The 12,310-nt window shown below is 29.1% G+C and carries 11 protein-coding genes; all 11 read left to right on the top strand.

Annotated features, from left to right (window positions below):
• Positions 1–167 precede the first annotated feature (167 nt).
• The 11 genes from ACFSSB_RS15380 (at position 168) to ACFSSB_RS15330 (ending at position 12,171) form a co-directional block, all read left to right on the top strand.
• Complete coding sequence (locus tag ACFSSB_RS15380; protein ID WP_379905905.1) at positions 168–1,715, top strand: GmrSD restriction endonuclease domain-containing protein; 1,548 nt, start codon at positions 168–170, stop codon at positions 1,713–1,715.
• A gap of 166 nt (positions 1,716–1,881) precedes the next feature.
• On the top strand, positions 1,882–2,256 hold the full coding sequence (locus ACFSSB_RS15375; RefSeq protein WP_379905903.1) for a hypothetical protein: 375 nt from the start codon (positions 1,882–1,884) through the stop codon (positions 2,254–2,256).
• A gap of 21 nt (positions 2,257–2,277) precedes the next feature.
• On the top strand, positions 2,278–2,655 hold the full coding sequence (locus ACFSSB_RS15370; RefSeq protein ID WP_379905901.1) for a hypothetical protein: 378 nt from the start codon (positions 2,278–2,280) through the stop codon (positions 2,653–2,655).
• 145 nt (positions 2,656–2,800) lie between these two features.
• Positions 2,801–3,526, top strand: a complete 726-nt coding sequence (locus ACFSSB_RS15365; RefSeq protein ID WP_379905899.1) for a hypothetical protein — start codon at positions 2,801–2,803, stop codon at positions 3,524–3,526.
• Positions 3,527–3,666: 140 nt separating this feature from the next.
• Complete coding sequence (locus ACFSSB_RS15360; protein ID WP_379905897.1) at positions 3,667–4,248, top strand: RDD family protein; 582 nt, start codon at positions 3,667–3,669, stop codon at positions 4,246–4,248.
• 153 nt (positions 4,249–4,401) lie between these two features.
• On the top strand, positions 4,402–6,279 hold the full coding sequence (locus ACFSSB_RS15355) for a hypothetical protein (protein ID WP_379905895.1): 1,878 nt from the start codon (positions 4,402–4,404) through the stop codon (positions 6,277–6,279).
• Between the two features lie 168 nt (positions 6,280–6,447).
• Entirely contained in the window at positions 6,448–7,053 is a 606-nt protein-coding gene (locus tag ACFSSB_RS15350) for a hypothetical protein (protein ID WP_379905893.1), read from the top strand.
• Positions 7,054–7,282: 229 nt separating this feature from the next.
• Positions 7,283–8,965: a S41 family peptidase gene (locus ACFSSB_RS15345; protein WP_379905891.1), complete on the top strand. Its 1,683-nt coding sequence runs from the start codon at positions 7,283–7,285 to the stop codon at positions 8,963–8,965.
• Between the two features lie 248 nt (positions 8,966–9,213).
• A complete protein-coding gene (locus ACFSSB_RS15340) occupies positions 9,214–10,590 on the top strand; it encodes an AAA family ATPase (RefSeq protein WP_379905888.1) in 1,377 nt (458 codons plus the stop codon).
• Positions 10,591–10,592: 2 nt separating this feature from the next.
• Positions 10,593–11,258: an RloB family protein gene (locus ACFSSB_RS15335; protein WP_379905884.1), complete on the top strand. Its 666-nt coding sequence runs from the start codon at positions 10,593–10,595 to the stop codon at positions 11,256–11,258.
• 160 nt (positions 11,259–11,418) lie between these two features.
• Complete coding sequence (locus ACFSSB_RS15330) at positions 11,419–12,171, top strand: DUF2321 domain-containing protein (protein WP_379905882.1); 753 nt, start codon at positions 11,419–11,421, stop codon at positions 12,169–12,171.
• Positions 12,172–12,310: the final 139 nt, after the last annotated feature.

Genomic DNA, 12,310 nt, shown 5'->3' with positions numbered 1-12,310 from the left:
TACAACACCGTATATAATCCATTGCTAGTACTAGCCTACTTACGAAAATCCTAGCGGATTTTCTATCTGGATTTTATTTGCTAAATTACGTGCTAAACCACGCAACGTATCATATACAAAACCGTTGGGCACAATTAAAGAAATCGCGTTAAAAACAAAAATATAGAATGGCAAAAGTAAATTTAGATGCAATAATACCAAGAGAGGATTTCGAAGTAATTGGGAGTCAAAACTCGACTAATTTATTCAACTCAATATCAATTTCTAATTTTACAGGTGGATTCTTTTACCCATTCTTAAGGAAACCAGATTTCCAAAGAGAGACAAATGAATGGGATGCGAAAAAAATAGCTGAATTTATTGAGAGTTTTATTAATGGAGAATTAATACCTGCTATTATATTATGGAGAAATAATACAGGCTTGTATTTTGTTATTGATGGTGCTCATCGATTAAGTGCATTAATTTCTTGGATTAAAGACGATTATGGAGATGGAGAAATTTCGCAAAAACTATTTGGAGATAGCTTAAACGAGGAATTTAAAGAGATAGCAGCGAGAACAAGAAAATTAATAAATAAGAGAATTGGAAAATATGAAGATATTATAAACGCACCAATTCAAGAAAACGGAAATGAGGACCTAATTCAAAAAGCAAAAAATTTAGGAGCTTTTTCTATTCAAGTTCAATGGGTAGATGGAGATGCTAAAAAAGCCGAAAAGTCATTCTTTAAAATAAATCAACAACCTTCAAAAATTGACCCAACCGAACTAAAAATACTTGAGTCGAGGAAAAAAGGGAATTGTATCGCTGCAAGAGCAATTATACGAGGTGGACAAGGACATAAATATTGGTCCGATTTTTCAGCTGAAATACAAGCAGATATTCAAAAAATATCTAAAGAAATTCATAATATAATTTACAATCCAACATTAAAGACACCAGTCAAAACATTGGACATTCCTATTGGTGGAAAACTAGCTTCTGCACAAAGTTTACCTCTGATTTTAGAGTTTGTAAATATGAGTAGCAATATAGGACCAAATTTTTCAGAAAATCTAGACGATGATTTAGATGGTTCACAAACTTTAAGATATTTAAAAAATGTAAGGAAATTAGCTTGGCGTTTAAATAGCGTTCATCCATCATCTCTTGGTTTACATCCAATTGTATATTTCTATTCAATAGAAGGTAAACACAAGCCAGCTTCTTTCTATTTCACTTTAGCTTATGTAAAAGAACTTGAAAAAAGAAACAAGTACAATGACTTTATAAAAACTAGAGAAAAGTTCGAAGAATTTTTACTTGGTTATGAATATATTATTCAGCAAATTTCAAGAAAATATAGAAGTGCATTTAAAGCTATTCCTCACGTAGTAGAATTTTACACAGAGATAAATAAAAAAATATTAGAAGGTAAGTCTGTCAAAGAAAGTGTTCAAGAAATAATTCTAACAACCAAATTTGACTATATCACTTTACAATCAACACCTGAATCAAAAGAAATCTTCAGTAACTTTACGACTGATTCCAAATCTGAAGTATTTATTAAAGAAGCATTAAAAAATGGTGTAAGATGTAAGATTTGTAATGGATTTATTCATAAAAATTCAATTACAATAGACCATATTGACAGAAAACAAGATGGAGGAAAAGGAAATCCTGAAAACGGACAAATAACTCATCCTTATTGTAATACGACTTACAAAAATTAAATAACTGTGCCCAACACCGTATATAATTTATTGCTGGCTTCTCGCCTACTTACGAAAGTCCTCGCGGACTTTCTTGGTCGGTAATTATTTACTAAATTAGTTGCTTAAAACACGCAACAAACCATATACAAACACGTTGTGCGTAATATGAGCAAACCGAAACTTTATGATTGAAGAAATAGATATTCATTGCATCGAAAATGACAGATATGGCTTTACTCTACCCTATCTATATGAAATTGAAAAAGATTCTGGTCGTGAAAAATCCATAAAAGAGATTTTAGAATTTCTATCAGAAGAAAATAAAGAATATATTATTAGTTTTTGTGCTGATTTAGATGAATACGTTATTGGATTACATAAAAAAGAGTATTCGCCTATTCATATGTATAAAAACTTTGGAAATTTATATTATGACCAAGATGTAATTGGTGAAAAAGAATCATTTCTAGAACTTGTAAATTTTATGAGTGAGAATTATCAATCTCTAATAGATAATAAAACTTATTCGAAAAATATGGACACAAACGAATGGGAATAAAAAAGAATCAAAACAAGAAAGATGATTAAACGAATTTTACTATTTGGACTTCTAATTCTGACTTTGAATTGCTGTACGGAATCGAAAAAAAACACTTCGGAATTTATATACGAAAACGGAGAAAGTAGCGTAGAATTAAGAATCTTAAATGGAAATGACTATTTGACCTATGACACACCAATCAGAACGGATTTTAAATGGAAAAATATCGACCCAAAAACGGGTTCGATTTTTGGTGCTGGAATAAAAATGCTCGGAACGGAAAACGGAATTACTAAAACAGAGATAAATGTTCCAAGTAATTATTTGGAATCTGACACTCTGAACATAAAATTACGTTTTGAAATTAATGGAGAAAAAATTGGAACAGAATTAAATGTTCCTATCAAGGATAAATAAAATACTACGCACAACACCGTATAAAAATAATTGCGGTTTAGTGCTAAATCAAAGGTCGCTGCGTGTTTGTAACGTCTGATTTTCCTTCGGAAAATCCTCGCATACAAACCCGCAACTATTCTTATACAAACACGTTACCCAACATTTGAAAAAACACTACGAAATAAACAACAAGCTTCTGAAAGAACTACTTTTTGACAACCTCAAAATGATAGCTTTTCTGATAATCGTATTGCCTTTTTATTGGAAATGGAGAAACGAAACCGAATTTGTTCTTGACCAACAAATATTAATAATTATTAGTGTCATAATCCTAATTATGAACATTCCGTCTTTGTTAATCTATCTCAATTATTACTTTGAAAACAAAGGCACTACTTTTACTTTGGACTTTGACTCAAAAAAAATTGAAATCACTCAAAACGGAAAGACTAAAACGTACACGATAAATGATGTTTCGGAATCAACTTATCATCTTGGAATTTATTACAAAAATGCAATAGATAGAGCTGGACGAATTCCCATGCTTGTATCTGACTTTGGATATTGGGACTTGAAATTTAAGAATGGAGATAGATACTTTTTGACCAACATTCTTCACGACTTTATTCACAATGATCCTTTTTTTAAAAACACAAAATATAGGTTTAGAATGTTTACCTACATTAATAAATCCGATTCAAAAAAAACAGTAGAACTAAAACAAGAATTGAAAAGGAAAAAAGAAAAAAGCCAAACCGAAAAGTTTGTTGAGAAATTTAAAACAAAATCAGAAACCGAGTTAAACGAAATTTTGACTAACAAATCAAAATATCAGAAAGAAGCTGTGAAAGCAGTTGAATTAATTTTAAAGAACAAAAACGTTGGGTAACACCGTGTATAATTAATTGCTAGTGACTTGCCTACGTGGAAATTCCTGCGGAATTTCCTCTCGTTCGGTTCATTTTTGCTAAATTAGTTGCTTAACCACGCAACTAACCATACACAAGACCGTTGGCAAACATTTAAGAAATGACCGAAAAACATCAAAATTCTAACGAAATTTCAGCTGTTGGAGTAATAAAAAAAACAGTTGATGGAAACTATAGACTTCGGAGAATTGCGAGTATGTTATTAGACCATTTTATAATGTGTATTTTGATTATTCCACCATCAATTATCTTGACAATAATATCTGAAAACATCGGACTGAAAATGAATGACGGAATGGGATTCTTTGTTTTCTTCTTAATAGTTTTTATTTATTTAAATAAAGACTTTTTTAAAGGCAAAAGTCCTGCAAAACGGATTTTGGGCTATCAAGTAATAAATCGAAAAACGGAAAGGCCTGCTACCGAATTACAATGTTTCGTTCGGAATTTGACAATCTGTGTTGCTTGGCCTTTAGAAGTTATTATCGGATTTATAAATCCACAAAGACGAATTGGAGATTTTATTGCAAATACTAAAGTTGTCGAATCGGAAAAAGAAAAATTAAAAACAATATGGACTGATTTAAAAAACACAACTCTGAAAATAAATTTTATCGGAATTTTAATAATTGGCGGAATTTATTTTTACGGATTAAGTCTAATATTGCCGAATATGAATTAAAAAACGATTTGCCAACACCGTATATAATTTATTGCTAGCTTCTCGCCTACTTACGAAAGTCCTCGCGGACTTTCTTGGTCGGTAATTATTTACTAAATTAGTTGCTTAAACCACGCAACAAACCATATACAAACACGTTGGCATTAATACGAAATGAACGAAGAAATAACATATAGAATAGAACAATATCTTGAACTAGACACGAATTATGCTATAATTATTAATGGCGATTATGGTATTGGAAAAACACATTATATCAAGAATCAACTTTTTCCTAAAATAGCTCAATTAAAAATTCCCAATTCAGAAAAAGACGAAACCTATATTCCAATACTAATTTCACTTTTTGGAGTTAAATCTATCGAAGATATTCAAAATCAAATATTTGTTGAATTATATCCAATATTAAAAAAAAGAGGTGTAAAAATTGTCGCAGGTTTAGGAAATACTGTTTTAAAACATTTCGGAAGTAATTTAAAAGATTTATTATCCGAAACTGGAACATCTAGTGAGAGCTTAACTGATTATCGTAAAATTTTAATATGTATTGATGACTTAGATAGAAAAAGCTCAGAACTTGATTTAAAGGAAGTGTTTGGTTTTGTGAACAATCTTGTAGAAAACCTTAATGCAAAAATCTTATTAATAGCCAATGAAGACGAACTTAGAAAAGAAATAAATACTAACGAGATTGATAATTATTCGTTATTAAGAGAAAAGGTAATTGGAATTTCAGTAAGTTTCAGCACTAATGTCTCTTTAACATTCGATAGGATTATTAAATCAAAATATCAAACTGCAAACAAACCGTATTTTGATTTTTTAATTGAACATAAGAAAAATATTGTACATAGAATTTCTCAAAACAAAGACAATCTTAGAAATCTATTATTCTTTTTAGAACATTTCAAAATAGTATTTAATGATACAACTAATTTTCTTTCAACGGAAAACAAATTCGATACAATAAAAAAAAATGTGCTTGAGGAAATTTTGAATTTTACTTTACCAATATCTATCGAGTACAAAATGGGGAAGTTAAACACAACGAATTTCGCTGAGATTAAAGAAGTTTTTCAAGGATTTTCATTTAATATTTCAAGGTTTATTGGAGATTCTAAAGAAGCAAATGCACCAAAAACTTACGCTGAATTATTCAAAGAAAAATATTCACCAGACGACAATGTCCAAAGAGTATATTTTAATTCTATTTTCAACTACATAACTGGACAAACTTCATTTAAGGTTGAGCAAATAGCTGAAGAATTAAATTTAGTATACAAATTTGAAGACAATACAATTCCCGAAAGAGAAAAAGTAATTTCAAAACTAAATTATTGGGATTGTGTGGATTTAAAGAGTTCTGAATATCGCTCTTTTACATCTTCACTTTTAAAATATGTAGACAAAGGGGAATTTTCTTTAGAACAATATCCAACTATTTTTCACTACGCAACTAGATTTAACAATTTACTTAACTACAATATTGAAAACCTCAAAAAAAGATTTAAAAAAGGAATACGCAAAGGTCAACATAATTATAAATATGTTACAAGTATTCATTTTCGACTTTCAGTTGATAGAACAAGTGAATTTTACCAAGACCTAACTGAAATTGTTGAATATTGTGTAGAAGTTAATAAAGACATTAAAGAGAGCCAACAACTAAAGGAAGTAACTGACATATTTGATTTGTTTTCATCAGATTTCAATGCATTCTTAGAAAAAGTTGAAGAGATGAATAGCGAGTTTATGTTTACACCATATTTTACGAAATACGATTTAAATAAAATTTGGAGAGTAATTAAAAAGCTGGATAACACACAAATAATAAATTTAGGCTTCTATTTTGAAGGAAGATATCGAAGAAACATTTATGAAGGGATTTACTCTGAAAAACAATTTTTAGAGAATTTAAATGAAAAAGTTGAGAATCTAATATTGAACAGAACAACTAGTAAATTAAAGAAAGTTACTTTAGAATTCTTGAATAAAAAAATAAAGGAATCAATTCAAAATTTCCCTGAATAAAGTACTAATGCCAACACCGTATATAATTTATTGCTTGGTTCTAGCCTACTTACGAAAGTCCTCGCGGACTTTCTTGGTCGGTAATTATTTACTAAATTAGTTGCTTGAAACACGCAACAAACCATATACAAACACGTTAGGCACAATGTAAACCAAAATTAACGTAAAATGAAAAACCTATTTCCTTTTATTATTTCTTTCTTTTTACCTGGAGCGGGACAGTTTATTCTTAAGGACTTTAAAAAAGGTGGAATTATTTTATTAGTAGATATAGTTTCAACCTATCTTATTTTTAATATAGACCTCTTGGATTTAATCCCTTTATGGTTTCCTCACATAATTATTATGATTTGGGCACTTTTTGATATTTTTGATAAGATTGAAAAACGTGATGGAAAAAAATCAGCAACTAGATATCTTGCATTTAGCTTACTAATTGTAGTTGTTTTATTTCCTTTAACTCTAACTCTTTTGACAACTGGACTTTTTAAAAGTGCTGAATTTATAACCAATGAATACGTTAATGAAGACAGAACTAAAGAAGAAATGAATAAAATATCGACTGAATTAAGTCTTTATAAAAATCATTATGGAGTTTTTCCAGAAAATTACGAATCATTTGTTAGACGTAAACCTATTTGGGGAAGTTGGAAAGCAGATGGCTGGAAAAATCCATATAAATATCAATTAATTGACTCTGTAAATTACACGCTGATTTCTGCTGGAAAAGATGGAATTTACAATAACGGAGATGACATTATAAGAAAAAATTAAAAAAACACAGTGCCTAACACCGTGTATAATTAATTGCTTGTGACTTGCCTACGTGGAAATTCCTGCGGAATTTCCTCTCGTTCGGTTCATTTTTGCTAAATTAGTTGCTTAACCACGCAACTAACCATACACAAACACGTTAGCAATAATATTAACTAAGAATTAACTACAAGAATCCAAAAGGTTATATTTTTAGAATTATTTTCGTCTAGATAAAACTTAGTTTACTATGAACAAATTATTATATCTGTTATTATTATTTACATTTTCTGCTAATGCACAAACAAAAATTACACAAACTGAAAAGCACAAACAAGTTGGTTTAATTGGGGGATTATTAAAATACCATCATCCAGATATAAGTCAAGGATTATTTAATTGGAATTTGGAATTAATAAACCTTGTCAATGAGATTGAAAAAATAGACGAACAAGAAAAATTAAATAATGAAATGCTAACTTTTGTTAAAAAGTTTAATAAACCTACAACAACATTTAGTAATAATTCAATTAATATTAATTCAGAAAAAATTTTTAGAAAAAACCAAAATTATAATTGGATAGAAAAAACAGCATTTAGTTCAGAATTAAGAAAAGAACTAATTCAATTAAAAAACAATAATAATATTGGAAACTATTATGCATCTTCAAATAAGCTAAATAAGATGGTTGAATTTAGCAATGAAAAAGGAATTGCTGATTTTGACCCGTTATTAAAGAGTCATCGATTATTAGAACTATATAGTTTTTGGAATATCATTCAATATTGGGACGTAAATAAATATTTAACTGATACAAGTTGGATTGATGTATTAGAAGAATTGACATATTCTTTTTTAAACGCCAAAACTATTTCGGACTACGAAATTGCTAAATTAAATATGTTTTCAAAACTAAATGATTCTCATTCATATCAAACATCTATGTTTATTTACAAGTCTTTATTTAATCATTCGCCTCCTTTTGAAGCAAAGATAATTAATGACACAATATTGGTTACCGCTATTTATAATAAAAAACTAACCCAAAAAGACAATATTAACTTAGGAGATTTAATTGTCGGTATAAACAATTTAAGTATAACCGATTATATCAACAGTAAGTTTTCTAATTTAATTTCAGTTTCTAACGAAACTTATTTAAGAGAACGATTAAATAGATTTATACTAAAAAGTAACATAGATTCTTTACAAATTCAAATTCTTACAAGGAAAGGTGAATTAAAAGATAAAACAATAAAATTATATAGATCGTTTAAGGCAGAAAATGTTGAACGTTTGACAAAAAAAGAAAACTCTAATTGGAGAAAAATTAATTCTAAAATAACATATATAAATTTAGGTAATATTTCTTCAAAAGAGTTGTCTAAAATTTTTAAAGAAAATAAAGACGATGATGGAATTATATTAGATTTAAGGAATTACCCTAGAAATCTTAGTATAAAAGATTTTTCTAAACTTTTATACCCTGAAAAGAAGGAATTTATAAAAGTTTTACTTCCGTTAAAAGGGAATCCTTCATTAGGAGAATATAATGCTGAAGCTCCTCTAAAAATTGTTTCTAATCCTTTTAAAGTTGGAAAGAAAAACTCCAATTATTATAAAGGAAAAATAGTCTTACTTGTAAATAGACAAACGGGGAGTATGGCAGAATTTTTTGGAATGGCAATACAACAAGCACCTAATTGCATTACAATAGGAGAGCAAACAATGGGTGCAGTAATGAATATTACTTCTGCAATATTACCAGACAAACAAGAATTTTATTTTACTGGTATAGGAGCTTTTTATCCAAACGGAAAAGGTGTTCAAAGAAAAGGCTTAAATATTGATTATTATATTAAAGAAAGTGCATCAATGTATAATTCTAATATATATATTGAGAGAGCTGTGAAATTTATTGAAAATGAGTGAGAATAGACAAAAATACTATTGCTAACACCGTATAAACTTTATTGCTGGTTTTGGCTCACTTGGGAAATTCCTCCGGAATTTCGCCGTTCGTGTTTTATTTACTAAATTACTTGCTTAAACAACGCAACAAAGCTTATACAACAACGTTGTGCAACAGGCGAAAAAAACGCTACAAAACAACATTACACACGACAAATCAACCGAAATGTGATTTTTTCACTACATTTGCATAAAATTTAAATACAATTATGCTAATCAGATTTACAGTTGAGAATTTTCTGTCATTCAAAGACCGAGAAGTGTTTTCTCTTATTCCAGGAAGAGGAACTTTAAAATCACATCATAAATCCAAATCAATAAAAGGAACTTCAGCTCTTAAAACAGCTGTAGTTTATGGAGCTAATGCATCTGGGAAATCCAATTTAATCAAAGCTATTGAATTCGGAAAAGAACTTATTCTTAAAGGTAATAAAGCAGAACAACCTATAAAATATAGTAGCTTCAAACTAGACAAAAAACTATTAAATCAAAACTCTAGAATTGAGTACGAAATTCAACACAAGAACAAAAATTACGCTTATGGATTTGTTTTTAATTCTAAAGAAATAATAGAAGAGTGGCTTTATGAAATATCTAAAAAATCTGAAAAAGAGATTTTCACAAGAGATATAAATAGGTCAAAGGAATTTATCCTAGATACAATTCTTAGCAAAAATAAAAAAAACGACGAAAAACAATTTTTAGAATTCACCGCAAAAGGAACTCAAAAAAATCAACTTTTTTTATCCGAAATAAGAACAAGAAAAGTTAAGGAAAATGTTTCAAATATTGACGACCTAATAAATGTTATAGATTGGTTTCAAAATGCATTAACAGTTATTTATCCAAATTCTAAAAATGTAGGTAAAAAGTTTGAACTACTAGAAGACACCGATTTAAACAAAGTATTTACTGAAATGCTTGGCTATTTTGATACAGGTATTGATGGAATAGAATTCAAAGAGGTAGATATTGAGAAAATTGATATTCCAAGTGAAATCTTAAAAGATATCGAGAATGATTTGTTGGGAGATAAATCAGAAAAGACTAATGCATTTATTTCTAATATACAAGATGACAAATACTATGTTATTTCTATACTAAAAGACAGAACATTAAGGGCTCAACTTTTGAAAACAAAACATAAAATTAATGGTGGTGGTTACGAACTATTTGATTTAAGAGATGAATCAGATGGCACTAGAAGAATAATGGATTTAATACCACTAATAATTGATTTTTTCAAAGGAGATAACGTCTTCGTAATTGACGAAATGGAAAGAAGCCTGCATCCTAATTTGATATACGACTTATTTGACTTCTTTCTATCTAAGTGCAAAAATGTGAACAGTCAGTTTATTGTTGCAAGTCACGAATCAACACTTTTGACTCAAAAATTACTACGTAAAGATGAGATTTGGTTTGTTGTCAAAGATAAAATGGGAGCAAGTAGATTACATTCTTTAGAAGATTACAGCATTCGATTTGATAAAGAAGTTAGACGAGACTATCTTTTAGGAAGATACAAAGGTGTCCCTAAGTTTGGAAACAGAGAGAATTTAACAGTTATACCTCAATTTAATTAAGTATGCCAAGAGAACCAATACCATTAATTAGAAAAGGAGGTTTCTTGGATGCTGAAAAGTTATTCGTTTTATCTTACGAAGGTACTGTAAGTGAAAAGAAATATTTTAATGACTTTCGAGAGTCTGTATTTTTCAATGATTCAGGTTTAATTGAAATTGTACCGTTAAAAAAAGAAGAAAACTCTGGAACAGATCCCTTGAGTGTTAAAAAATTACTCAAAAAAGCTAAATTAGATTATCAATTTAAAAAAACAGATGAATTTTGGCTAATTATAGATAGAGACCATTGGGAAACTATACATAAAATAAACTTTGACAAATTAGTAGCTGATTGCAAGAAAGAAAACAACTTCTACTTAGCTATGAGTAATCCTTGTTTTGAAATTTGGCTAGTAATGCATCTAAAGGATATTACAGAATATAGTAAAGAAGAAGCGAATGAACTTTTAGAAAATGCATCTAAAAGTAGAAAGAAAAACCATATTGATGTTGTTCTTGGCGATTTACAAGGGCGAGGTTATAATAAAAAACCTAATCCAGGAATATTTTTACCATTAACTAAAACAGCAATTGAAAGAGCTAAAGATTTGGATAACACAAATGAACCATATCCAAAAAAATTAGGCACACACATATATAAATTAATTGAAAAACTACTGAAAGAATAAGCCCGATTGCACAACACCGTATATAATTTATTGCTGGCTTCTAGCCTACTTACGAAAGTTCTCGCAAACTTTATTAGTCGGTAATTATTTACTAAATTAGTTGCTTAAACCACGCAACAAACCATATACAAACACGTTAGCTGTAATTTGAACAAAAAATATGGGAAAATACGATGCATATTTAGTATGCGAAAATGGACACGGAGTAAATGATTCTTATTATAGTAGTCCATCATTTAATAAAGAATTTTGCACAACTTGTGGTGCGAAAACATTTAAGACTTGTCCAAATTGTGGTAACGACATACAAGGTGATTACAAATTAGAAAATGTAATAGACCTTTCTGGAGGAATTACACCAGTTCCTGATATATGCAAACATTGTGGAAAAGACTTTCCTTGGCGTTCAAAAAAACAGAAAATTAAAGAGAATATCAAAACGAATGATAAAAACGATATCTTTTTACTTGAAACAATAATGGACAGATTTCATTTAGTTGCTAAACAATTGCGACAAAGATATAATGAAAGAGAAACTTTAGACATTAAAGATGAATATGACACTCAAGATTTATTCCACTCATTATTAAGAATTTATTACGATGACGTTCGAGCAGAAGAATGGAATCCAAGTTATGCTGGAGGCTCAACAAGGTCTGATTTTCTACTTAAAAAAGAACAAATTGTTATTGAGATTAAAAAAACAAGAAGCAGTTTAAAATCTAAACAATTAGGAGAGCAATTAATAATTGACATAGCTAAATACAAATCTCATCCTGATTGTAAAGTTTTGTACTGTTTTGTTTATGACCCAGAAGGTTATATAATCAACCCTCGTGGAATTGAAAATGACTTGAATGATGATTCAAAGGAAATGAAAGTAAAGGTAAAAATCATACCAAAAGGACATTAAAAAACTACAGCTAACAAAGTATATAATCCATTGCTGGTTCTAGCCTATTTACGAATATTCCTGCGGAATATTCTATTCGGTTTTTATTTGCTAAATTAGTTGCTTACACACGCAACGTATCATATACAAAACCGTTGTA

This window comes from Lacinutrix gracilariae (genome assembly GCF_042684485.1).
In the GTDB taxonomy this organism is placed as follows: domain Bacteria; phylum Bacteroidota; class Bacteroidia; order Flavobacteriales; family Flavobacteriaceae; genus Oceanihabitans; species Oceanihabitans gracilariae.
This window is presented reverse-complemented; position numbering and strand designations above follow the sequence as displayed.

Bases quoted from the DNA above. Each gene is read 5' to 3' on its own strand.
- ACFSSB_RS15380 (WP_379905905.1), top strand. From the start codon at position 168: ATGGCAAAAGTAAATTTAGATGCAATAATACCAAGAGAGGATTTCGAA.
- ACFSSB_RS15375 (WP_379905903.1), top strand. From the start codon at position 1,882: ATGATTGAAGAAATAGATATTCATTGCATCGAAAATGACAGATATGGC.
- ACFSSB_RS15370 (WP_379905901.1), top strand. From the start codon at position 2,278: ATGATTAAACGAATTTTACTATTTGGACTTCTAATTCTGACTTTGAAT.
- ACFSSB_RS15360 (WP_379905897.1), top strand. From the start codon at position 3,667: ATGACCGAAAAACATCAAAATTCTAACGAAATTTCAGCTGTTGGAGTA.
- ACFSSB_RS15355 (WP_379905895.1), top strand. From the start codon at position 4,402: ATGAACGAAGAAATAACATATAGAATAGAACAATATCTTGAACTAGAC.
- ACFSSB_RS15350 (WP_379905893.1), top strand. From the start codon at position 6,448: ATGAAAAACCTATTTCCTTTTATTATTTCTTTCTTTTTACCTGGAGCG.
- ACFSSB_RS15345 (WP_379905891.1), top strand. From the start codon at position 7,283: ATGAACAAATTATTATATCTGTTATTATTATTTACATTTTCTGCTAAT.
- ACFSSB_RS15340 (WP_379905888.1), top strand. From the start codon at position 9,214: ATGCTAATCAGATTTACAGTTGAGAATTTTCTGTCATTCAAAGACCGA.
- ACFSSB_RS15335 (WP_379905884.1), top strand. From the start codon at position 10,593: ATGCCAAGAGAACCAATACCATTAATTAGAAAAGGAGGTTTCTTGGAT.
- ACFSSB_RS15330 (WP_379905882.1), top strand. From the start codon at position 11,419: ATGGGAAAATACGATGCATATTTAGTATGCGAAAATGGACACGGAGTA.